General features: G+C 64.2%; 20 protein-coding genes. 5 read left to right on the forward strand and 15 right to left on the reverse strand.

Annotated elements, in window-relative coordinates:
• Positions 1–4 precede the first annotated feature (4 nt).
• From AB3X89_RS31840 to yacG, 4 genes are all read left to right on the forward strand, one after another.
• A complete protein-coding gene (locus AB3X89_RS31840) occupies positions 5–946 on the forward strand; it encodes an A24 family peptidase (RefSeq protein ID WP_368586833.1) in 942 nt (313 codons plus the stop codon).
• A 3-nt stretch (positions 947–949) separates the two neighbouring features.
• Positions 950–1,564: a dephospho-CoA kinase gene (gene coaE / locus AB3X89_RS31845; protein WP_368586809.1), complete on the forward strand. Its 615-nt coding sequence runs from the start codon at positions 950–952 to the stop codon at positions 1,562–1,564.
• Positions 1,565–1,821: 257 nt separating this feature from the next.
• Positions 1,822–2,577 (forward strand): cell division protein ZapD, encoded by a 756-nt coding sequence (gene zapD / locus AB3X89_RS31850; RefSeq protein WP_008921182.1) that lies wholly within the window; start codon positions 1,822–1,824, stop codon positions 2,575–2,577.
• A 123-nt stretch (positions 2,578–2,700) separates the two neighbouring features.
• Positions 2,701–2,904 (forward strand): DNA gyrase inhibitor YacG, encoded by a 204-nt coding sequence (gene yacG / locus AB3X89_RS31855; protein WP_368586810.1) that lies wholly within the window; start codon positions 2,701–2,703, stop codon positions 2,902–2,904.
• Positions 2,905–2,995: 91 nt separating this feature from the next.
• Here the strand turns inward: yacG and AB3X89_RS31860 are convergent, their stop codons facing one another.
• The 4 genes from AB3X89_RS31860 to secA form a co-directional block, all read right to left on the reverse strand.
• Positions 2,996–3,442 (reverse strand): NUDIX domain-containing protein, encoded by a 447-nt coding sequence (locus tag AB3X89_RS31860; protein ID WP_368586811.1) that lies wholly within the window; start codon positions 3,440–3,442, stop codon positions 2,996–2,998.
• On the reverse strand, positions 3,439–4,308 hold the full coding sequence (locus AB3X89_RS31865; protein ID WP_368586812.1) for an ATP-binding protein: 870 nt from the start codon (positions 4,306–4,308) through the stop codon (positions 3,439–3,441). The genes AB3X89_RS31860 and AB3X89_RS31865 overlap by 4 nt, the downstream gene beginning before the upstream one ends.
• 37 nt (positions 4,309–4,345) lie before the next feature.
• A complete protein-coding gene (argJ, locus tag AB3X89_RS31870) occupies positions 4,346–5,587 on the reverse strand; it encodes a bifunctional glutamate N-acetyltransferase/amino-acid acetyltransferase ArgJ (RefSeq protein ID WP_368586813.1) in 1,242 nt (413 codons plus the stop codon).
• Between the two features lie 154 nt (positions 5,588–5,741).
• Positions 5,742–8,561: a preprotein translocase subunit SecA gene (gene secA, locus AB3X89_RS31875; RefSeq protein ID WP_368586814.1), complete on the reverse strand. Its 2,820-nt coding sequence runs from the start codon at positions 8,559–8,561 to the stop codon at positions 5,742–5,744.
• 284 nt (positions 8,562–8,845) lie between these two features.
• On the opposite strand from secA, the gene AB3X89_RS31880 reads away from it, so the two are divergent.
• On the forward strand, positions 8,846–9,328 hold the full coding sequence (locus AB3X89_RS31880; RefSeq protein WP_368586815.1) for a DciA family protein: 483 nt from the start codon (positions 8,846–8,848) through the stop codon (positions 9,326–9,328).
• A 63-nt stretch (positions 9,329–9,391) separates the two neighbouring features.
• On the opposite strand, the gene lpxC is transcribed toward AB3X89_RS31880, so the two are convergent.
• The 11 genes from lpxC to mraY form a co-directional block, all read right to left on the reverse strand.
• Positions 9,392–10,309, reverse strand: coding sequence for a UDP-3-O-acyl-N-acetylglucosamine deacetylase (gene lpxC, locus AB3X89_RS31885; protein ID WP_368586816.1), 918 nt, complete (start codon positions 10,307–10,309; stop codon positions 9,392–9,394).
• A gap of 287 nt (positions 10,310–10,596) precedes the next feature.
• On the reverse strand, positions 10,597–11,100 hold the full coding sequence (locus tag AB3X89_RS31890; protein WP_013090605.1) for a peroxiredoxin: 504 nt from the start codon (positions 11,098–11,100) through the stop codon (positions 10,597–10,599).
• Between the two features lie 264 nt (positions 11,101–11,364).
• The gene (gene ftsZ, locus AB3X89_RS31895) at positions 11,365–12,567 is read right to left on the reverse strand and encodes a cell division protein FtsZ (RefSeq protein WP_013090606.1); all 1,203 of its coding nucleotides are present in this window, start codon (positions 12,565–12,567) and stop codon (positions 11,365–11,367) included.
• 116 nt (positions 12,568–12,683) lie between these two features.
• Entirely contained in the window at positions 12,684–13,916 is a 1,233-nt protein-coding gene (ftsA, locus tag AB3X89_RS31900; protein WP_008921172.1) for a cell division protein FtsA, read from the reverse strand.
• Positions 13,917–13,943: 27 nt separating this feature from the next.
• Complete coding sequence (locus tag AB3X89_RS31905; protein WP_368586817.1) at positions 13,944–14,696, reverse strand: cell division protein FtsQ/DivIB; 753 nt, start codon at positions 14,694–14,696, stop codon at positions 13,944–13,946.
• Positions 14,697–14,719: 23 nt separating this feature from the next.
• Positions 14,720–15,661: a D-alanine--D-alanine ligase gene (locus AB3X89_RS31910; protein WP_368586818.1), complete on the reverse strand. Its 942-nt coding sequence runs from the start codon at positions 15,659–15,661 to the stop codon at positions 14,720–14,722.
• A gap of 1 nt (position 15,662) precedes the next feature.
• Entirely contained in the window at positions 15,663–17,066 is a 1,404-nt protein-coding gene (murC, locus tag AB3X89_RS31915) for a UDP-N-acetylmuramate--L-alanine ligase (protein WP_368586819.1), read from the reverse strand.
• Positions 17,063–18,187, reverse strand: coding sequence for an undecaprenyldiphospho-muramoylpentapeptide beta-N-acetylglucosaminyltransferase (gene murG, locus AB3X89_RS31920; protein WP_368586820.1), 1,125 nt, complete (start codon positions 18,185–18,187; stop codon positions 17,063–17,065). The genes murC and murG overlap by 4 nt, the downstream gene beginning before the upstream one ends.
• Positions 18,184–19,461 (reverse strand): putative lipid II flippase FtsW, encoded by a 1,278-nt coding sequence (ftsW, locus tag AB3X89_RS31925; protein ID WP_176121921.1) that lies wholly within the window; start codon positions 19,459–19,461, stop codon positions 18,184–18,186. The genes murG and ftsW overlap by 4 nt, the downstream gene beginning before the upstream one ends.
• On the reverse strand, positions 19,458–20,969 hold the full coding sequence (gene murD, locus AB3X89_RS31930) for a UDP-N-acetylmuramoyl-L-alanine--D-glutamate ligase (RefSeq protein ID WP_368586821.1): 1,512 nt from the start codon (positions 20,967–20,969) through the stop codon (positions 19,458–19,460). The genes ftsW and murD overlap by 4 nt, the downstream gene beginning before the upstream one ends.
• A 25-nt stretch (positions 20,970–20,994) precedes the next feature.
• Entirely contained in the window at positions 20,995–22,164 is a 1,170-nt protein-coding gene (mraY, locus tag AB3X89_RS31935; RefSeq protein WP_176104980.1) for a phospho-N-acetylmuramoyl-pentapeptide-transferase, read from the reverse strand.
• Positions 22,165–22,175 lie beyond the last annotated feature (11 nt).

Consider the following 22,175-nt stretch of genomic DNA (forward strand, 5'->3'; position numbering starts at 1 on the left):
GACCATGCAGGCTCCTCTACCGCTCGTGTCACAAACCTCCTCCAGCTTGCTCGCGGGCTTACTGCCAGGCCGCTTTGCAAGCGATATCGGCCTCGCGCTCGCGAGTCTGCCCGCCGGGGTGCAGATCGCGTTCGCGATCGTGCTCGGCCTCGTGATCGGCAGCTTCCTGAACGTGGTCGTGCATCGGCTGCCGATCATGCTCGAGCGTGCCTGGCGCGCCGAAATCAGCGAGGCCACCGACGAGCCGCGGCCCGGCGACGGACTGCCCGAGCGCTACAACCTGTGGGTGCCGCGTAGCGCGTGCCCGCATTGCGGCCACGTACTGAGCGCGTGGGAAAACTTGCCGGTGTTGAGCTACCTGCTGTTACGCGGCCGCTGTTCCGCATGCGGCACGCACATCAGCGCACGTTATCCGCTGCTCGAAATCGCGAGTGCAGCTTTCGCCGCAGGCGCATTGATGGCGTTCGGCCCGACCTTGATGGCACTCGCTGCGTTCGGCCTGTGCGCAACGTTGCTTGCGATGAGCGCGATCGATATCGATACGCATCTGCTGCCCGATTCCTTGACCTTGCCGCTGTTGTGGGCCGGCCTGATCGTCAATTTCAACGGCATGTTCACGAACCTGCATGATGCGGTCCTCGGGGCTATCTTCGGATATCTGGTGTTATGGGCCGTGCATTGGGCGTTCAGGCTCGTGCGCGGTATCGAAGGCATGGGCTATGGCGACTTCAAACTGCTCGCGGCGCTCGGCGCGTGGCTCGGCTGGCCCGCACTGCCGCAAATCGTGCTGGTCGCCGCTGTGGCCGGCGCCGTGATCGGCCTCGCGGCGACGTGGCGCGGCCGTATGCGCTTCGAAGAGCCGCTGCCGTTTGGGCCATTTCTCGCGGCGGGCGGTGCGCTCACGCTGTTTGCCGGCACGCCGCTTTACCTGGCTTTGGGAGGCTGAAGCATGTTCGTTGTGGGACTCACCGGCGGCATCGGTAGCGGCAAGTCGACGGTTGCCAATCTGTTTGCCGCGCGCGGCGTGCCGCTCGTCGATACCGACGTGATCGCGCATCGCATCACCGCGCCGCATGGATTGGCGATGCCGCACATCGCCGCCGAATTCGGCACTGAGTTCGTCGCCGCCGACGGCTCGCTCGATCGCGCGCGCATGCGCACGCTCGTGTTCAGCGACGACACTGCGCGCAAACGTCTGGAAGGCATCACGCATCCGCTGATTCGCGCGGAAACCGAGCGCGAAGAGCGCGAAGCGCAAGGGCCGTATGTGATCGTCGTGGTGCCGTTGCTGGTCGAGTCCGGCACCTGGAAGAACCGTGTGAATCGCGTGCTCACCGTCGATTGCAGCGTCGACACGCAAATCGCGCGGGTGATAAGCCGCAACGGCTTCAGCCGTGAGCAGGTGCTCGCGATCATCGCGCGCCAGGCCACGCGCGAAGCGCGCCTCGCCGCCGCCGACGACGTGATCGTCAATGACAATGCGCCGCTCCTGGAACTCGAGGCGCAGGTGGACGCTCACCATCAAGCGTATCTGTCGCTCGCGAAGGGTGAGGCCGAGTCGTAGCGCGCGGAGCTCTCAGGTCGGCCTCGCTTGCACGCATCAAGCGCATGGTGCCCCGTGAGGCGGATACGCATCTTCGGCACGCGTCGTCAGGGCACAATTGAACTTTGCGCGCATGCGAGAGCCGAAGCGCTCAGAACACCGGGAACTGACAAAAAAGTTGCGAAAGCACGCGGAAAGCGTGCGTGATTGCCTGGGTAGTCCCACGGCATTAGAATGTTTTGCATTCCTGTCACCGACCACGCCCGAGGCGAGCCCGCTTGATCCTTTACGAGTACCCCTTCAATGAGCGAATCCGGACGCTGTTGCGGCTCGAAGATCTGTTCGAGCGCTTCACGTTCTTTCTGACTCAGGAAGACGCGCGGGAACATCACGTCGCACTGACAACGCTGTTCGAAATCTCCGAAGTAGCTGGCCGCGCGGATCTGAAGTCGGATCTGATGAAAGAGCTCGAACGGCAGCGGCAAACGCTCGCGCCGTTTCGCGGCAATCCGGGCATCGAGCAGAACGCGCTCGAAGCGGTGCTCGGCGAAATCGAGCAGACACTTGCGGGGCTCACGCAGATGCAAGGCAAGACCGGCCAGCATCTTGCAGACAACGAATGGCTCGCGAGCATTCGCAGCCGCGCAATCATCCCCGGTGGCACCTGCAAATTCGACCTGCCCTCGTATTACGCGTGGCAACAGTTGCATCCCGATCAGCGTCGCCAGGACATCGCCAAGTGGGTCACGCCGCTTTTGCCGCTGCGCGACGCAGCCACGATCGTGCTGCGGCTCGCGCGCGAGTCGGGCCAGGCGTCGAAGGTGATGGCGATGCAAGGCAGCTATCAGCAAATGCTGTCGGGCCGCTCGTATCAATTGATGCAGGTTCGCGTCGCGCCCGAATTGCGCGTGATTCCCGAAGCGAGCGCCAACAAGTACATGCTGTGGGTGCGTTTCACGGTGCAGGACGGCGATCTGCGGCCGCGTGCGGTCGACGTCGACGTGCCGTTCCAGCTCACGCTCTGCAGCCTGTAATCGCCTGAAAATCGCCGCCGCATCGGGCAGCGCACCCCGGATTTGACCGAACGCGCCTTTGAAGCGGCGCGAAATAGCCCTATATTCGTTACTTGTTCCGTTTGCGATTGACCGTCCGACCGTATGCCTACCGTCGTCAAATGTCCTACCTGCGGTAAAGATGTCCGCTGGATCCCCGAGAGCCGCTTCCGTCCTTTCTGCTCCGAGCGCTGCAAGCAGATTGATCTCGGCGCATGGGCCGCCGAAAAATACCGGATTGGCGGCAACGAACAGGAAGGGTCTTCGTCCGAAGAGGAAACGCCGCGCGGCGACTACAACCCGCACTGAGTGAGCCAGCAAAAAAGCCACGCGAATCGCGACGCTCCCGAGACAGCGCAACGCTATCGCGTGGCCTTTTCAGCCACTCTGTTTCAACCGATCACTTGTTTTCGGCCGCCAGCCACTCCAGCACCGGGATTGTGGCCGGTAACAACGGCGAGACATCCGCAGGCAAGCTCTGCCACACGAAGGCCTGGCCTTCACGCCCGTGGGGCTCGCCCGACCACTGCGTCACCTTGCAGAAGAATAGGCGCACATAGGCGTGCGGATAATCGTGTTCGAGCGTGTGCCACAGATGGCTCGCTTCGACCTCGATTCCCAGCTCCTCGTGCAGCTCGCGCGCAAGCGCGGCCTCGACTGACTCACCCGCCTCCAGCTTGCCCCCCGGAAACTCCCAGTAGCCCTCGTACGGCTTGCCCGCCGGACGCTGTGCGAGCAGATAGCGCCCGTCAGGCTGCACCAGCACGCCGACCGCGACCTCGGTGACGGGTCGGCCGGCGCCGTTAGTGCCGGCGCTATTGCCCGCGTTTTTGCCAGCGTCGCTCATGCCGGCGTCTTACGGCCAGACCAGTCGCGCGCGAATTGCCATGCGACCCGCCCCGAGCGCGAGCCGCGTTCGAGCGCCCACACGAGCGCATCGCCGCGCGCCGATTCGATCTCGGCGTCGTCGCAACCGAAATGACGCAGCCAGTGCGCGATGATCGTCAGATAGTCGTCCTGTTTGAACGGATAGAAGCTGACCCACAGCCCGAAACGCTCCGACAGCGAAATCTTCTCTTCGACCAGTTCACCCGGATGAATCTCGCCGTCCGACGTGTGCTTGTACGTTTCGTTGTCGCTCATGTACTCGGGCAGCAGATGGCGGCGGTTCGACGTCGCGTAGATCAGCACGTTGTCGGATTGCGCGGCGACCGAGCCGTCGAGCGCGACTTTCAGCGCCTTGTAGCCCGACTCGCCTTCTTCGAACGACAGGTCGTCGCAGAAGACGATGAAGCGCTCCGGGCGCTTCGCGATCAGATCGACAATGTCGCCGAGGTCGTGCAGATCGTCCTTGTCCACTTCGATCAGACGCAGGCCGTCTTTCGCGTAAGCGTTCAGACACGCCTTGATCAGCGACGACTTGCCGGTGCCCCGCGCGCCCGTCAGCAGCACGTTGTTGGCCGGCTGCATGCGCACAAACTGGCGCGTGTTCTGTTCGATCAGCCCTTTCTGCCGATCGATGTTCTGCAGGTCGTCGAGCGTGATCGACGAAATGGCGGGCACCGGCTGCAGGTAGCCGCGCCCCTGGCGCTTGCGCCAGCGAAACGCGACTGCGGCCGACCAGTCGATGTCCGGCGCGGCGGGCGGAAGCATCGCTTCCAGGCGGCCGAGCACGGCTTCGGCCCGGGTCAGAAACTGTTCGAGTTTGTCCATGGTAAGTAGGCGGCCCGCGGCCGAGCTTTGAACCTGATTACGAGCGGTAGTCGGCGTTGATGCTCACGTAGTCGTGCGACAGATCGCAGGTCCAGATCGTGGCTTGCGCATTGCCGCGGCCGAGCACGACGCGAATGCCGATCTCGCTCTTTTTCATCACGCGCTGGCCGTCTTCTTCGCGGTAGGCCGGGTTGCGGCCGCCGGCAGTCGCGACCAGCACGTCGTCGAGATACAGATCGATCTTGCCGACGTCGAGATCGTCCACGCCGGCATAGCCGATGGCCGCGAGAATGCGGCCGAGGTTCGGGTCCGATGCATAGAAGGCCGTCTTGACGAGCGGCGAATGGCCGATCGCGTAGGCGATCTGGCGGCATTCGCCGACGCTCGAGCCGCCTTCGACATGCACGGTCATGAACTTGGTCGCGCCTTCACCATCGCGCACGATCAGTTGCGCGAGGCTCTGCGCGACCTCGGTCACCGCGTCGCGCAGCGCTGCATAAGCGGGCGAATCGGTGGACGTGATCGCGGGCAGGCTTGATTTGCCCGACGCGATCAGGATGAACGAATCGTTGGTCGACGTATCGCCATCGATCGTAATGCAGTTGAACGAGCGGTCCGCGACGTGCTTCACGAGTTCGTCGAGCACGGCCTGCGCGACGGCTGCGTCGAACGCGAGGAAGCCGAGCATGGTCGCCATGTTCGGCTTGATCATGCCGGCGCCCTTGCTGATGCCGGTCAGCGTGACCGTGTGGCCGTCGATCGTGACCTGGCGCGAGCTCGCCTTCGGCAGCGTGTCGGTCGTCATGATCGACTGCGCCGCGTCGTACCAGTTTGCTTCCTTGCGATTCGCGAGCGCGGCCGGCAAACCGGCCTTCAGACGATCGACCGGCAGCGGTTCGAGGATCACGCCCGTCGAGAACGGCAGCACCTGCTCGGGCAGGATGTCGGCGAGACGCGCGAGTTCCGCGCAGGTTTCGCGCGTCGCCGCGAGGCCCTGCTCACCGGTGCCCGCGTTCGCGTTGCCGGTGTTGATCACCAGCGCGCGAATCGGCTTGCCGCCCGCGCGCACGCGCTGCAGGTTCTCGCGGCAGACCGTGACGGGCGCCGCGCAGAAGCGGTTCTGCGTGAACACGCCGCCGACCGTCGCGCCTTCGTCGACGGAAATGACGAGCACGTCCTTGCGGTTCGGCTTGCGGATATTCGCTTCCGCCCAGCCTAGCGTGACGCCGGCGACGGGGTGGAGTTGAGCGGGATCGATCGAGGGAAAGTTGACAGCCATGGTCGCGACCTGTCGAAGAAAATGCCGGCGGACGCCGGCATCGGGGAAACGGAACTGATGACCCGGGCGTGTTGCCGGGTCACCCGCGAAATCAAAACGGACAAGCGGCGCTCAAAAGCGACGCGGCGCGCCCTGAAGCGCGCCGCGTCGGCAATTATGCGATCTTGCCGTGGCACTGCTTGTACTTCTTGCCGCTACCGCACGGACACGGGTCGTTGCGGCCGACTTTCGGCACGTTGTCGGTATTCACGTTCAGGGTCTGCGGCACCGCGCCGTGGCCATGACCATGGCTCATTGCGTCGCCGATCATCGCGGCGGTGGCCGCTTCGGCTGCAACCGGCGCGGCGGCGCCGGCTTCCGCGAACTCGGCATGACGGAACTCGACGTTCTCCAGATGACCGCCCTGCTCTTCCATCTGCTCCGCGGCCGCTTCGAGCTGCTCCGGCGACTGGATCTGCACGTTCATCACGATGCGCGTGACTTCGAGCTTCACCGCGTCGAGCATCGCGGCGAACAGTTCGAACGCCTCGCGCTTGTATTCCTGCTTCGGGTTCTTCTGCGCATAGCCGCGCAGATGGATGCCCTGACGCAGATGGTCGAGCGCGGCCAGATGCTCGCGCCATGCGCGGTCGAGCGTCTGCAGCATGATCGAGCGCTCGAACGCGCTGAACGATTCACGGCCGACCAGCTGGACCTTCGCTTCGTACCCCTCGTCCGCGGCGGCCTCGACAGCTTCGAGAATCTCTTCCGCGCTGATCGAGTTCGACTCGTTGATCATTTCCTGGATCGCGAGGTCGAGCTGCCATTCGTTGCGCAGCACTTCTTCGAGCTCGGGCACGTCCCACTGTTCTTCGATACTGCCCACCGGCACGAACTGATGCACGATGTCGCCCACCACGCCGTGACGCATCGCGGTGATGGTCTCGGTGATGTCGTTCGCTTCGAGCAGTTCGTTGCGCTGCTGGTAGATCACCTTGCGCTGGTCGTTCGACACGTCGTCATATTCGAGCAATTGCTTACGAATATCGAAGTTGCGCGCCTCGACCTTGCGTTGCGCCGATTCGATCGAACGCGACACGATGCCTGCTTCGATCGCCTCGCCTTCCGGCATCTTGAGACGGTCCATGATCGCGCGCACGCGGTCGCCCGCGAAAATGCGCAGCAGCGGATCTTCCAGCGACAGATAGAAGCGCGACGAACCCGGGTCACCCTGACGGCCAGCACGGCCGCGCAGCTGGTTGTCGATCCGGCGCGACTCATGACGTTCGGTGCCGATGATGTGCAGACCGCCCGCGGCCTTCACCTGATCGTGCAGCGTCTGCCATTCGTCGTGCAGCTTCTGGATGCGGCGTTGCTTTTCGTCGTCGGAGAGCGTTTCGTCCTGCTCGATGAACGACGCCTGCTTCTCCGCGTTGCCGCCGAGCACGATGTCCGTACCACGGCCGGCCATGTTGGTCGCGATCGTGATGCGTTGCGGACGACCCGCTTCGGCGACGATTGCCGCTTCGCGCGCGTGCTGCTTCGCGTTCAGCACTTCGTGCGGCAAGCCGGCCTGCTTCAGCAGATGCGACAGCAGTTCCGAGTTCTCGATCGACGTCGTGCCGACCAGCACCGGCTGCCCGCGTTCGTAGCACTCGCGGATGTCGCGGATCACCGCGTCGTAGCGTTCCTTCGCGGTCTTGTAGATCTGATCCTGCTTGTCGATCCGCTTCGGCGGACGGTTGGTCGGGATCACGACCGTTTCGAGACCGTAGATCTCGTTGAATTCGTACGCTTCGGTGTCGGCCGTGCCGGTCATGCCGGCCAGCTTCGCGTACATGCGGAAGTAGTTCTGGAACGTGATCGACGCGAGCGTCTGGTTCTCGCTCTGGATCTTCACGTGCTCCTTCGCCTCGACCGCCTGGTGCAGACCGTCCGACCACCGGCGGCCGGCCATCAGACGGCCGGTGAATTCGTCGACGATGATCACTTCGCCGTTCTGCACGACGTAGTGCTGATCCTTGAAGAACAGCGTATGCGCGCGCAGCGCCGCGTACACGTGATGCATCAGCGTGATGTTCTGTGGCGCGTACAGGCTTTCGCCCTCACCGATCAGACCCCACTCGGAGAGCAGCCGCTCCGCCTTTTCGTGGCCAGACTCGGTCAGGAACACCTGACGGCCTTTTTCGTCCAGCGTGTAGTCGCCAGGCTTCTCGACGCCGGTGCCGTCCGCCTTCTCTTCGCCGATCTGGCGCTCGAGCAGCGGCGGCAGTGCGTTCATGCGCACGTAGAGTTCGGTGTGGTCTTCGGCCTGGCCGGAGATGATCAGCGGCGTACGCGCTTCGTCGATCAGGATTGAGTCCACCTCGTCGACGACCGCGAAGTTCAGGCTCCGCTGCACGCGCGCGTCGGTCTCGTAGACCATGTTGTCGCGCAGGTAGTCGAAGCCGAATTCGTTGTTGGTGCCGTAGGTGATGTCGGCGGCGTAGGCTTGCTGCTTCGCCGTGTGCTCCATCTGCGACAGGTTGATACCGACCGACAGACCGAGGAAGTTATAGAGACGCGCCATCCACTCGGCGTCGCGCTGCGCGAGGTAGTCGTTGACCGTGACCACGTGGACGCCGCGGCCCGACAGCGCGTTCAGGTAGACCGGCAGCGTCGCGACGAGCGTCTTGCCCTCGCCGGTGCGCATTTCGCTGATCTTGCCGTAGTGCAGCGCCATACCGCCGATCAGCTGCACGTCGAAGTGGCGCATCTTCAGCACCCGCTTGCTGGCCTCGCGGCAGACCGCGAACGCCTCCGGCAGGATCTTGTCGAGCGATTCGCCGCTCGCGACGCGCTGGCGGAATTCACCCGTTTTGGCGCGCAGTTGGTCATCCGTCAATTGCTCGATCTGCGGCTCGAGCGCATTGATCGCCGCGACGGTCTTTTGATATTGCTTGACAAGCCGCTGATTACGGCTGCCAAAAATCTTCTGTAGAAAACCGGTGGTCATCGGATCGGTGTCTGCGTCGCGGCTTCGGCTGGCTCGCGGTGTGCGCTACATGCATACCGCGCCTGGGTCGGAAAGTCCTCGGCGGCTTAGTCCAAGAGTGAATTCGAATCGGGCATTTTAGCACGCGCCTCCGGCTGCGCTCGTGTCGGAGCCGTGACGGCGCCGGCTCTGTTCGGCCCCGCCAGGCAACCTTCGGCGCCGCGCGGACCGGCATCGCAAGCTGCTCGCGCGGTACAATCGCGGCGTGAGCGCGCATGGGGCGAGTTCACGTGTCAATGCCAAACATGAGCCGTTTTTCGTCCTTTTCAAGGCCGCCGAAGCAGTTCGATCTGCGCCGCCCGCAACCGCTCGCCGAGGTTCTCGGCCGCACGGACGCGTTCGCGGCGTTGCGCGCGGGCGTCGAGCAGATCGCCGCGCTCGAGAAGGATCTGCGCGAGCTTTTGCCCGACTATCTGGCGACGAGTGTCGAGCCCAGCTTCATCAAGGAGGGCGTGCTGGCGCTATTCGCCGCGCACAACGCGCTCGCGGCGCGTCTGCGGCATCTGGAGCCGCGGCTGCTGGTGGATTTGCAGCAGCGCGGCTGGCCCGTGCAGGCTCTGAAGATTCGCGTACGGCCGCAGCCGCTTAAAGAACCGCCGCCCGTCAAGCAGGCGCGCATGACGCCGGCCGGCGCCGCCGCGCTGCAGGCGTTGAGCGAATCGCTCGAGCCTTCGCCGTTGCAGGAAGCGCTCGCGCGCATGGCCGCGCGGCATCAGCGCAATCGCTGAACGCTGAACGAAAAAAACGGCCCGGAGGGGCCGTTTTTCATCTGCCTGCCTGTCACGCCGGCTTTATGCGAACGCCGTCTGCGTTTCGTACGCGAAGCCGCGCGGGGCCTTTTGCGTGTCGTCGAAGGTGACGATTTCGTACGAGTCTTCGTGCGCGAGCAACTCGCGCAGCAATGCATTGTTCAGGCCGTGGCCGGACTTGTACGCGGTGTACGACGCGAGCAGTGGGTGACCGATCACGTACAGGTCGCCGATCGCGTCGAGCATCTTGTGCTTGACGAACTCGTCGTCGTAACGAAGGCCGTCGTTGTTCAGGATGCGGTACTCGTCGAGCACAATCGCGTTGTCCATGCTGCCGCCCCGCGCGAGGCCGAGCTCACGCATCATTTCCACTTCATGCGCGAAGCCGAACGTGCGGGCGCGCGCGATTTCGCGCACGTACGACGTGTTGGCGAAATCCACTTCCAGCGCCTGACCGGTTTTGTCCACGGCGGGGTGACGGAAGTCGATCGTGAACTTGAGCTTGAAGCCGAAATACGGATCGAGGCGCGCGAACTTGTCGCCGTCGCGGATTTCGATCGGCTTCGTGACCTTGATGAATTTCTTCGCTGCGTTCTGCTCTTCGATACCCGCCGACTGGATCAGGAACACGAACGAACCCGCGCTGCCGTCCATGATCGGGATTTCTTCGGCGGTGACGTCGACGTAAAGATTGTCGATGCCAAGACCGGCGCAGGCGGACATCAGATGCTCGATGGTCGACACGCGCGCGCCGTCTTTCTGCAACACGGAAGCCAGACGCGTATCGCCAATCGCCATCGCCGACGCAGGAATGTCCACCGGCGTGGGCAAATCCACGCGCGAAAACACGATGCCAGTGTCCGGCCCCGCCGGACGGAGCGTCAGATTGACTTTACGGCCGGAGTGCAATCCGATACCGACAGTCTTGACGATCGATTTGATTGTGCGCTGCTTCAACATGGTGGTCTTCTATTCGATTGAAAATCCTAATCAGGATTTTTTATTCCATAGCCGCAATTATACTCCAATCCCCAGACCAGCGTCTTTGCGGGGAACGTGACAATCTGTTTCGCTGCATTACCCATTGGGCTTAGCGACGGAAAGCGTGACGGGCCGATGCCCCGGAACGGAGGCGTTTCCGGTCATCGGCCCGCGTAACGGCCTGTCACAAAAGCGTCGTAATCACCGTTGCCGTCGCGCCACGCGGCATCAGCGCGCGGGTCGCGGCGAAGGTGCGACGTCAGCAACTAGCTCAACGTAGCGAGAATACTCGCTGCATCGCTGACTTCGAATTTGCCGGCGGCCTCGACGTTCAGCGTCTTGACCACGCCGTCGTCGACCACCATCGCGTAGCGCAGGGAACGAATCCCCATGCCGCGCGCCGACAGATCCTGCTCCAGACCAAGCGCCCGTGTAAAAGCCGCACTGCCGTCCGCCATCATGCGCACCTTGCCCGAGGTGTGCTGATCGCGTCCCCACGCGCCCATGACGAACGCGTCGTTGACGGACACGCACCAGATTTCGTCGATGCCGGCAGCGCGCAACTGCTCGGCATGCTCGACATAGCCCGGTACATGTTTGGCCGAACAGGTCGGCGTGAACGCGCCAGGCAATCCGAAGATCACCACGCGTTTGCCCGCCGTCTGCTCGCGCACGTCGAAACTGTTCGGTCCGATCGTGCAGCCCGCCCGGTCGTCTTCGACATACTCGAAGAGCGTCGCGTCGGGCAGCTTTTCACCTTCCTTGATCATGCTCAGTCCTTTGCATCGATGCGAAGCACGCTCGCACGTCCTCGTGTCGCAGTGAATATCGGTTCGGCCTTTTCAACTATAAGCCACACCGTGCGGCGGCAGTCACTTCGTCCGCCTCGCGAATCCGCAGAGGGCAGTTGCCCCTGCCGCGAACCAGACGATACGCGACCTGCTTGCCGTTCACCCGCCACGCTCGTGCGTTCGTCCGCCAGCGCTGCACTTGCGACCTCAGTCGCAGCGCGGCAACGAAGCCTGCCCGTGCGCTCAGTCCGCCTGCTTGCGCAGGAATGCAGGAATGTCGTACGTATCGACGCCCTTTTCCTGCAGCGCCTGCACGTGCGAGGCCGCCGTGTCGCGCGACGTGCGCCACACTGCCGGCGTGTCGAGCGCGCCGTAGTCGGCCGTGCTGGCATGGCCTGCCGCCGGTGCGTACGCTGCGTGCGCCATCGCGCCGACCGGCTGGTTGTCGGTGCCGGTGCGCAGCAGCGTCATCGGTGCCGATTGCTGCTTCTTCGCCGCGCGGCCGAGACCCGTTGCCACGACCGTCACGCGCAGCGCGTCGCCCATTGCATCGTCGTACACGGCGCCGAAGATCACCGTCGCATCTTCCGCGGCATAGCTCTTGATCGTGTTCATCACTTCGCGCGTTTCCGACAGACGCAGCGAACGGCTCGACGTGATGTTGACCAGCACGCCACGCGCGCCCGACAGATCGACGCCTTCCAGCAGCGGGCTCGCGACGGCCTGCTCGGCCGCGAGACGCGCGCGATCGACACCGGCAACCGTCGCCGTGCCCATCATCGCCTTGCCCTGCTCGCCCATCACGGTCTTCACGTCTTCGAAGTCGACGTTGACGAGACCGTCGACGTTGATGATTTCCGCAATGCCCGCAACCGCGTTGTTCAGAACGTCGTCAGCGCACTGGAAGCACTTGTCCATCTCGGCGTCGTCGCCCATCACCTCGAACAGCTTGTCGTTCAGCACGACGATCAGCGAGTCGACGTGATCCTCCAGTTGTTGCGAACCGGCTTCCGCCACGCGCATCCGCTTGCCGCCTTCGAATTCGAACGGCTTGCTGACGACGCCGACGGTCAGAATGCCCATTTCCTTCGCGATCTGCGCGACGACCGGTGCCGCGCCCGTGCCCGTGCCGCCACCCATGCCGGCGGTGATGAACACCATGTGCGCGCCGCGCAGTGCGTCGGCGATGCGCTCGCGTGCTTCTTCAGCGGCGGCGCGGCCCATTTCCGGCTTGGCACCTGCGCCCAGACCCGTGTTGCCGAGCTGGATCACCGCGGTTGCGCGCGAACGCGACAGCGCCTGCGCGTCCGTGTTCATCACGATGAAGTCGACGCCTTGCACGCCTTTGTTGATCATGTGCTGAACGGCATTGCCGCCAGCGCCACCGACTCCGACGACCTTGATGATGGTGCCGCTCGTTTCGGTTTCCAGCATCTGGAATTCCATGTTGCCTCCGTCAAGATAAAAAGTTACTGCCACTCGGCGTTATCCGGCAGGAGATCGGGCAACCTCCTGTCGCGCACCGGCCGCCGGCACCAGCGCGAATTTCTCGAAACCCCTGGTCAGAAGTTGCCGAGGAACCAGTCCTTCATGCGCGAGAACACCTGTCCCATCGACCCCGACTGCACCGCAACCTTGCGCCCGCGCATGCGCTGCGAGCGTCCTTCGACGAGCAGGCCCATCGCCGTCGAATAGCGCGGATTGCGCACGACGTCGGCGAGACCGCCCGCGTACTCCGGCACGCCAATGCGCACCGGCTTCAGGAAAATGTCCTCACCGAGCTCGACCATGCCGATCATCATCGACGCGCCGCCCGTCAGCACGACGCCCGAACTCAGCAACTCCTCGTAACCCGACTCGCGCACCACCTGCTGCACGAGCGAAAACAGTTCTTCGACGCGCGGCTCGATCACCGCCGCCAGCGCCTGGCGCGACAGCGTGCGCGGACCGCGTTCGCCGAGACCCGGCACTTCGATCATCTCGTCCGGATCGGCGAGCGCCTGCTTGGCGATGCCGTAGTCGACCTTGATGTCTTCGGCATCCGGCGTCGGCGTGCGCAGCGCCATTGCGATGTCGCTGGTGATCTGGTCGCCGGCGATCGGAATCACGGCGGTGTGGCGGATCGCGCCTTCGCTGAAGATCGCGATGTCCGTCGTGCCGCCGCCGATGTCGACCAGCACCACGCCCAGTTCCTTTTCGTCTTCCGTCAGCACCGCCAGCGACGACGCGAGCGGCTGCAGAATCAGGTCGTTCACTTCGAGACCGCAGCGGCGCACGCACTTGACGATGTTCTGCGCCGCGCTGACCGCGCCGGTGACGATATGCACCTTCACTTCGAGGCGGATGCCGCTCATGCCGATCGGCTCGCGCACGTCTTCCTGGCCGTCGATGATGAATTCCTGCGTGAGGATATGCAGCACCTGCTGATCGGTCGGGATGTTGATCGCCTTGGCCGTTTCGATCACGCGCGCCACGTCCGCCTGCGTGACTTCCTTCTCCTTGATCGCGACCATGCCGCTGGAATTGAAGCTGCGGATATGGCTGCCGGCGATCCCGGTGAACACGTTCGTGATCTTGCAGTCGGCCATCAGCTCGGCTTCCTCGAGCGCGCGCTGAATCGACTGCACGGTGGCTTCGATGTTCACCACCACGCCCTTCTTGAGCCCCTTCGATTCGCTCTGGCCGAGACCGATCACCTCGTAGTGACCCTCGCCCTTCAACTCGGCGACGATGGCCACTACCTTCGACGTCCCGATGTCGAGGGCGACCAGCAGATCCTTATAGTCTTTACTCATAGCGTGCTCAGTGCGTGTGATGTCCGTTTACTTCTTGCCCTTGTCGGGTTCGCTGATGAAGCGCATGCCAGCGGCACGAATCGCGAAACCGTTCGGATAGCGCAAGTCCGCATTCTCGATATCCTTTCCCCAACGTTGCGTCACCGCGCCCCATGCCGCGGTCAGGCGTTTGCTGCGATCGGCCAGCGTGTCCTGATTGCGTTCGCGGCCGAACTCCACCTGCGTGCCGTTCGACAGTTTCACCGTCCACGCATAGCGCGGCGACAGCGTCACTTCCTCGGGCGTCGCGTTGATCGCCGCGAACCACTTCTGGAAGTCGTGATAACGCGCGACGACTTCCTTCGCCGTACCGTCCGGGCCGTCGAACGCGGGCAGTTCTTCGTCGAGCTCGCCCTGGTTCGCGGTGAACAGTTCGCCGTCGACGCTCACCAGCTGATCGCTGCCCCACGTCCCTAGCGGCTTGTACTCTTCGAGCGTGACAGCCAGTGCATTCGGCCACACGCGCCGCACGCTCGCGTGACGCACCCACGGCATCTGCTCGAACGCCTGACGCGCGGCGTCGAGATCGACCGTGAAGTAGTTGCCCTTCAGGCGCCCCACAACGCCGGCGCGCACCGTCGGCGAATTGATGTGCTCGGTGTCGCCGTCGATCTGGATCTCGCGCAGCGCGAAATTCGGGCGCTGGATCATCCAGTAACCGCCCGCCGCCAGCAGCACGAGCACCAGCAACGCGTGCAGCGCGTTGGTGGCGAGATTGAGCTGGCGAACGTTGTTCCACATGGTGTTGCTTGCGCTTACCCTGGTTAATCCTGCAGCGTCAGCGCCAAGACGCCGACCACGAGTTCCTGATAGCTGATGCCTACCGCGCGCGCCGCTTTCGGCGGCAGCGAGTGATCGGTCATGCCGGGCGCCGTGTTCACTTCGAGGAAGTACGGCTTGCCTTCACCATCGAGCATGAAATCCGCGCGGCCCCAGTCGGTGCAGCCGAGCACGTCGAACGCGCGGCGCGCGAGCACCTTCAGGCGCGCTTCCTCTTCGGCGCCGAGACCGCAGGGAATCAGATACTGCGTGTCGTTGGCGATGTACTTCGCGTGATAGTCGTAGAACTCGCCGGCCGGCACGATGCGGATCACCGGCAGATCCAGATTGCCGGCGATGCACGCGGTGTACTCGCCGCCGCCTTCGATGCTCTTCTCGACCACGACGATACGGTCGTATTTCACGGCCTCGATCAGCGCGGCCGGCAGCGCGTCCGCGCTCTTCACCTTGATCACGGCGACGCTCGAACCTTCGCTCGCCGGCTTGACGAACAGCGGCAGGCCGAGCTTCGCGACGATCTCTTTCGCGCGCGCTTCGTAGTCGTCACCGCGCAGCACCGCTTCGAACGGCGGCGTCGGAATGCCGAGCTGCTGCCACACGAGCTTGGTGCGGAACTTGTCGAGTCCGAGCGCCGAGCCGAGCACGCCGCTACCGGTGTAGCGGATGCCGTAGAAATCGAGCGCGCCCTGGATCTGGCCGTTTTCGCCGTAGCCGCCATGCAGCGCGTTGAACGCGCGCACGAAGCCCTCTTCCTTCAATGCCGACAGCGGACGCTCGGCCGGATCGAACGGATGCGCGTCGACGCCGGCGTCGCGCAGACCCTGCAGCACCAGACGTCCGGAATTGAGCGACACCTCGCGCTCGGCCGAATTACCGCCGAGCAGCACTGCCACCTTGCCGAATTTTTTGGGATCGATACTGCTCATCTCACACCTTCAGTTCCTGAGCGAGGCGACCCGGCACACCGCCGATCGAACCCGCGCCCATCGTAATCACCACATCACCGTCGCGCACCACCGTAGAGAGCGCGTCCGGCACTTCATCGACCGTATCGACGAACACCGGCTCGACCTTGCCCGCGACACGCAGCGCGCGCGCCAACGCGCGGCCGTCCGCCGCGACGATCGGCGCTTCGCCGGCCGCATAGACTTCGGTCAGCACGAGCGCGTCGACGGTCGACAGCACTTTCACGAAATCCTCGAAGCAATCACGCGTGCGCGTGAAGCGGTGCGGCTGGAACGCCAGCACCAGGCGCCGACCCGGAAATGCGCCGCGCGCCGCCGCCACCGTGGCGGCCATTTCGACCGGGTGGTGACCGTAGTCGTCCACCAGCGTGTAGGAGCCCGCGGCCTGGCCGTCGCTGACGACCGGCACTTCGCCGTAACGCTGGAAGCGTCGGCCGACGCCGTTGAAATCCGCGAGCGCTCGCTGGATATCGGCATCTTTCACTTCAAGTTCAGTCGCAATTGCAATTGCGGCCAACGCGTTCTGCACGTTGTGCTCGCCCGGCAGGTTCAACGTGACGTCGAGCGGCGCCGCGTCTTCGCGCATCACGGTGAAATGCATGCGCCCTTCGCGCGCTTCGACGTTGACCGCGCGCACCTGTGCATCGGCCGCAAAACCGTAGCGGATGATCGGCTTCGACACGAACGGCAGGATCTCTTTTACGTTCGGATCGTCGACGCACAGCACCGCGATGCCATAGAACGGCAGACGGTGCGTGAATTCGATGAACGCCTGCTTCAGACGCGCGAAGTCGTGACCATAGGTATCCATATGATCGGCGTCGATGTTCGTGATGACTTCGATCACCGGGAACAGGTTGAGGAACGACGCGTCCGATTCGTCCGCCTCGGCGACGATGAAGTCGCCGGTGCCCAGACGCGCATTCGCGCCCGCACTGATCAGCCGGCCGCCGATCACGAAGGTCGGATCGAGCCCGCCCGCGGCGAGCACGCTCGCAACCAGCGACGTGGTCGTGGTCTTGCCGTGCGTGCCGGCGATCGCGATGCCCTGCTTCAGACGCATCAGTTCCGCGAGCATCACCGCGCGCGGCACGATCGGAATGCGGCGATGACGCGCGGCCAGCACTTCCGGGTTGTCGCTGCGCACCGCGGTCGACACCACCACCGCGTTCGCGCCTTCGATGTTCTCCGCCGCGTGCCCGATCGAAATGCGCGCGCCGAGCCCGGCGAGGCGCTCGGTGACCGCGTTGCCCGACAGGTCCGAGCCGCTCACCTGATAGCCGAGATTGACGAGCACTTCGGCGATGCCGCTCATGCCGACGCCGCCGATGCCGACGAAATGAATATGTTTGACGATGTGTTTCATTGCTTTCCTTCTGGGCTCATGCCCGCCATCGAACCCGCACCCGCCACCGTCGCGCAGATCTGCGCGACCTGTTCGGTGGCATCCGGTTTCGCGAGCGAGCGCGAACGCTCCGCCATTTCCGCGAGACTTTCCCGCGTCTGGCTACGCAACCAGTCGGCGAGCTTTTCCGCCGACAGATCGCGTTGTTGTACGACCAGCGCCGCGCCGTTGTCGGCGAGAAACGCTGCATTAGTGGTCTGGTGATCGTCGACCGCGTACGGGAACGGCACGAACAGCGCCGCGACGCCGACCGCCGATATCTCCGACACCGTCATCGCGCCCGAGCGGCAGATCACCAGGTCGGCCTGCGCATAGGCGCTCGTCATGTCGTCGATGAACGGCACGAGCGACACGTCCGCGCCTGCCTGCAAGCCTGCGGCCGCATAGTTCTCGCGCAGCGCATCGATATGCTTCGCGCCCGCCTGATGCACGATGCGCGGTCTTTCATTGGGCGCTAACAGCGCGACCGCGCGCGGGACGACTTCGTTCAACGCGGCGGCGCCGAGGCTGCCACCCACGACGAGCACGTTCAGCGGACCGTTACGCTGCGCGTAGCGTGCTTTGGGTGCATTCGCGCGCGCAAGTTCCTCACGAATCGGATTGCCGGTCCATTCGCCGTGCGGCAGCGCATTCGGAAACGCGACCAGCACGCGCTTCGCGAGCTTCGCGAGCACCTTGTTCGCGAGACCGGCGATCGAATTCTGTTCGTGCAGCACCAGCGGGCACCCGCTCAACGCGGTCATCAGCCCGGCCGGGAACGTGATGTAGCCGCCCATGCCGAGCACGACATCGGGCTTCACGCGACGCAGCACGCTTAGGCTCTGCGTGCACGCGCGCAGCAGATTCACCGGCAGCATCAGCTTGGTCTTCAGCCCCTTGCCGCGCACGCCGCCGAAGCGCACGTACTCCATCGGAATGCCGTGCTTCGGTACCAGCGTCGCTTCCATGCCCGCGGGGTTGCCGAGCCATACGACTTTCCAGCCCCATGCCTGCATCAGATGCGCGACCGCGAGCCCCGGGAACACATGTCCCCCGGTGCCGCCGGCCATCACCATCAGCGTGCGTTGTGGCGTGAGGGTCATACCTTCCCTCCACGCATCAGCACACGATTTTCGTAATCCACCCGCATCAAAACGGCGATCGCCACACAGTTCAGCAAAATGCCCGAGCCACCGTAGCTAACGAGCGGCAGCGTGAGACCTTTGGTCGGCAGAAGACCGAGGTTTACGCCCATGTTGATGAAGGTCTGCGCGCCGAACCAGATGCCGACGCCCTTCGCGACGAGACCCGCGAACGTGCGATCGAGTGCGAGCGCCTGACGACCGATCTCGAATGAACGGCGCACGATCCAGTAGAACATCAGGATCACGACGAGCACGCCGACGAAACCCAACTCCTCGCCGATCACTGCGAGAATGAAGTCGGTATGCGCTTCGGGCAGATAGTTGAGCTTCTCGACGCTGCCGCCGAGACCGACGCCGAACCACTCGCCACGCCCGAACGCGATCAGCGAGTGCGTCAATTGATACGCTTTGCCCTGTGCGTAGCGATCGTCCCATGGATCGAGGTACGCGAAGATCCGCTCACGACGCCAAGGCGAAGCCCACACCAGCAACGTAAATGTTCCCACCGCGGTCGCGACGAGGCCGCCGAACAGCTTGCCGTTCACGCCGCCGAGGAACAGCACGCCCATCGCGATCGCCGCGATCACCATGAACGCGCCCATGTCCGGCTCGAGCAGCAGCAGCGCGCCGACCAGGCCGACCGCGACCGCCATCGGCAGAAAGCCCTTGGCGAAACTGTGCATGTATTCCTGCTTGCGCACCGTGTAGTTCGCCGCGTAGATCGTCACCGCGAGCTTCATGATTTCCGACGGCTGCATGTTCGTGATGCCGAGCGGAATCCAGCGGCGCGCACCGTTCACACCCTTGCCGACGTGCGGAATCAGCACGATCACGAGCGCGACGAGCGAGATCAGGAAAAGCTTGGGCGCGTACTTGTCCCACGTCGAAATCGGAATGCGGAACGAGACGATGCCGACCGCCGAGCCCATCAGCACGAAGACGATCTGGCGCACGAGGAACGCCCAGTCGCGATACGACGCGTACTTCGGCGAATCGGGCATCGCGATCGACGCCGAGTACACCATCACGATGCCGAGTCCGAGCAGCGCGACGACGACCCACAACAGCGAGTGGTCGTAGTCGAGCATGCGCGAGCGCAGCGGCCGCACGCCGTTGACCGCGCTCGCGAGTCCGCTGCCGCCCGTGCGGGTCGACGTGCGGGAAGACGTACCTGCGGCGGCGCCGTTGCCGCCGGTGGCTTCGCGCGAGCCGAAACGTTCCGACCAGCTCATATCATCGTCCCCCGTTCGGCCGCGATATCTTCGACCGTGCTGCGGAATACCGCCGCACGGTGTGCGTATCCGTTGAACATGTCGAAGCTCGCGCACGCGGGCGACAGCAGCACCGCGTCGCCGGGCTGCGCGATTGCCGTGGCCGCGCGCGTCGCTTCTTCGAGCGTCGCGTGATCGGTCATCGCGACGCCGCAGTGTTCGAGCGCCGCGCGAATTTGCGGCGCGTCGCGGCCGATCAGCATCACCGCGCGGCACCAGCGCATCACCGGCGCGGCGAGCGGCTCGAATTGCTGGCCCTTGCCGTCGCCGCCCGCGATCAGCACGACGCGTTGCGCGAGACCGTCGAGCGCGGCGACCGTCGCGCCGACGTTGGTGCCCTTGCTGTCGTCCACGTAGTCGATGCCGTCGATCGACGCGATCAGTTCCACGCGATGCGGCTCGCCGCGATATTCGCGCAGGCCATGCAGCAGCGGTGCGCCGGGCAGACCGATCGCGCGCGCGAGCGCGTACGCGGCCAGCGCGTTCGCCGCGTTGTGCAGACCGCGGATGCGCAGCGCGTCGGCTGGCATCAGACGCTTCAGCGCGATGTCGGGCGTTGCGGCTGCTTCGTTCTTGCGACGGCGCTTCGGCGTGGGCTCATCGCTCGCGTCGCGATCTTGCGCCTCGACGAGCCACACCATGCCGTTCTCGCGCAACAGGCCGTAGTCACCGTCGTTCTTCGGCTCGGTCACGCCGAACGTGATGACTTCCGCCTCGCCGCTGGTGGGCCCGAGCGACATCACACGGGCGTCGTCGCGATTCAGCACGCGCACCGTTCGTGTACCGAAGATGCGGCCCTTCGCGGCCGCGTACGCATCGAGTCCGCCGTGCCAGTCCAGATGATCCTGCGTGATGTTGAGCACGGCCGCCGCGTCCGGCGTAAACGTATGCGAGGTCTCCAGCTGGAAGCTCGACAGTTCGAGCACCCACACGTCGGGCAGCGCGGTCTGATCGATCGCTTCGGACAGCTTGTCGAGCAGCGACGGGCTGATGTTGCCCGCCACCGCGACCTTCTTGCCCGCGCGTTCGCACAGCAGGCCGGTCAGGCTCGTCGTCGTGGTCTTGCCGTTCGTGCCGGTGATCGCGATAACCTTCGGCGCGTAGCCGGACTCGCCGAGCGTGCGCAGCGCCTGCGAGAACAGTTCGAGCTCGCCCCACACCGGAATGCCCTGCTCGCGCGCCGCCGTGATCAGCGGCAGCAGATCGGCGGCGAGCGGCGACAGCCCCGGGCTGATCGCGACCAGTTCGACGCCTTCGAGCAGCACCGGCGAAAACGGACCGCCGACGAAATCGGCATCGACACCATGCGCTTCGAGGGCGGACAGGTTCGGCGGCACTTCGCGCGTATCTGCCACGCGCAGCCGACAGCCGTGCCTGGCGCACCAGCGCGCCATCGCGAGACCGGATTCACCCAGTCCCAGCACGAGCACCATCGGCTTTTGCCGATCCCGAAACTTCTCGCCGAACATCGCCTGCTTCCTTAAATACTGCTGCTTAACGCAATTTGAGAGTGGACAAACCGAATAGGCACAACATCAACGTGATGATCCAGAACCGCACGACCACCTGTGTTTCCTTCCAGCCCGACAATTCGAAATGGTGATGCAGCGGCGCCATCTTGAAGAAGCGCCGCCCTTCGCCGTAACGGCGCTTCGTGTACTTGAACCACGTGACCTGCAGCATCACCGACAGCGTCTCCGCAACGAAAATGCCGCCCATGATGAACAGCACGATTTCCTGACGCACGATCACCGCGACCGTGCCGAGCGCGCCGCCGAGTGCGAGCGCGCCGACGTCGCCCATGAACATCTGCGCCGGGTGCGTGTTGAACCACAGGAACGCAAGTCCCGCGCCGCCCATCGCCGAACAGAAGATCAGCAGTTCGCCCGCGCCGGGAATGTGCGGAAACAGCAGGTACTTCGAGTAGACCGAGCTGCCCATCACGTATGCGAATACGCCGAGCGACCCGCCGACCAGCACGACCGGCATGATCACGAGTCCGTCGAGGCCGTCGGTCAGATTCACCGCGTTGCTCGCGCCGACGATCACCAGATACGTCAACACGATGAAGCCCCACACGCCGAGCGGATAAGTGATCGACTTGAAGAACGGCAGCAACAGGTCGGCGCGCGCCGGCAGGCCCATCGACAGGCCACTGCGCACCCACGCCATGAACAGGTCGAACACGCGCACGTTGCTCGCCTCGGACACGCTGAACGCGAGATACACCGCCGCGAACAGTCCGATCACCGATTGCCAGAAATACTTCTCGCGCGATGACATGCCGCGCGGGTCCTTGTAGACGACCTTGCGGTAATCGTCGACCCAGCCGATCACGCCGAAGCCGAACGTGACGAGCATCACGATCCAGATGAAGCGGTTGGTCAGATCCGCCCACAGCAGCGTGGCGACGCCGATGCCGAGCAGGATCAGCACGCCGCCCATCGTCGGCGTGCCCGATTTGACGAGATGAGTTTGCGGGCCGTCCTTGCGAACGGCCTGGCCGACCTTCATTGCGGTCAGCTTGCGAATGACCGCCGGGCCGCAGACGAGCCCGATCAGCAACGCGGTGATGGTCGCCATCACCGCACGAAACGTCAGATAACTGAACACGCGCAAGAAGCTTGCGTCATTCTGCAGCCATTGCGCCAGCGCCAGTAGCATGCCTGGATCCT

Source organism: Paraburkholderia sp. BR14320, from assembly GCF_040948665.1.
Taxonomy (GTDB): domain Bacteria; phylum Pseudomonadota; class Gammaproteobacteria; order Burkholderiales; family Burkholderiaceae; genus Paraburkholderia; species Paraburkholderia youngii.

Excerpts from the sequence above, each read along its gene's own strand:
- ftsZ (WP_013090606.1), bottom strand. The coding sequence starts at position 12,567 with ATGGAATTCCAGATGCTGGAAACCGAAACGAGCGGCACCATCATCAAG.
- murD (WP_368586821.1), bottom strand. The coding sequence starts at position 20,969 with ATGTTCGGCGAGAAGTTTCGGGATCGGCAAAAGCCGATGGTGCTCGTG.
- yacG (WP_368586810.1), top strand. The coding sequence starts at position 2,701 with ATGCCTACCGTCGTCAAATGTCCTACCTGCGGTAAAGATGTCCGCTGG.
- AB3X89_RS31865 (WP_368586812.1), bottom strand. The coding sequence starts at position 4,308 with ATGGACAAACTCGAACAGTTTCTGACCCGGGCCGAAGCCGTGCTCGGC.
- ftsA (WP_008921172.1), bottom strand. The coding sequence starts at position 13,916 with ATGAGTAAAGACTATAAGGATCTGCTGGTCGCCCTCGACATCGGGACG.
- mraY (WP_176104980.1), bottom strand. The coding sequence starts at position 22,164 with ATGCTACTGGCGCTGGCGCAATGGCTGCAGAATGACGCAAGCTTCTTG.
- coaE (WP_368586809.1), top strand. The coding sequence starts at position 950 with ATGTTCGTTGTGGGACTCACCGGCGGCATCGGTAGCGGCAAGTCGACG.
- secA (WP_368586814.1), bottom strand. The coding sequence starts at position 8,561 with ATGACCACCGGTTTTCTACAGAAGATTTTTGGCAGCCGTAATCAGCGG.
- murG (WP_368586820.1), bottom strand. The coding sequence starts at position 18,187 with ATGACCCTCACGCCACAACGCACGCTGATGGTGATGGCCGGCGGCACC.
- AB3X89_RS31840 (WP_368586833.1), top strand. The coding sequence starts at position 5 with ATGCAGGCTCCTCTACCGCTCGTGTCACAAACCTCCTCCAGCTTGCTC.
- murC (WP_368586819.1), bottom strand. The coding sequence starts at position 17,066 with ATGAAACACATCGTCAAACATATTCATTTCGTCGGCATCGGCGGCGTC.
- ftsW (WP_176121921.1), bottom strand. The coding sequence starts at position 19,461 with ATGAGCTGGTCGGAACGTTTCGGCTCGCGCGAAGCCACCGGCGGCAAC.
- AB3X89_RS31905 (WP_368586817.1), bottom strand. The coding sequence starts at position 14,696 with ATGTGGAACAACGTTCGCCAGCTCAATCTCGCCACCAACGCGCTGCAC.
- AB3X89_RS31880 (WP_368586815.1), top strand. The coding sequence starts at position 8,846 with ATGAGCCGTTTTTCGTCCTTTTCAAGGCCGCCGAAGCAGTTCGATCTG.
- AB3X89_RS31890 (WP_013090605.1), bottom strand. The coding sequence starts at position 11,100 with ATGATCAAGGAAGGTGAAAAGCTGCCCGACGCGACGCTCTTCGAGTAT.
- AB3X89_RS31910 (WP_368586818.1), bottom strand. The coding sequence starts at position 15,661 with ATGAGCAGTATCGATCCCAAAAAATTCGGCAAGGTGGCAGTGCTGCTC.
- lpxC (WP_368586816.1), bottom strand. The coding sequence starts at position 10,309 with ATGTTGAAGCAGCGCACAATCAAATCGATCGTCAAGACTGTCGGTATC.
- argJ (WP_368586813.1), bottom strand. The coding sequence starts at position 5,587 with ATGGCTGTCAACTTTCCCTCGATCGATCCCGCTCAACTCCACCCCGTC.
- AB3X89_RS31860 (WP_368586811.1), bottom strand. The coding sequence starts at position 3,442 with ATGAGCGACGCTGGCAAAAACGCGGGCAATAGCGCCGGCACTAACGGC.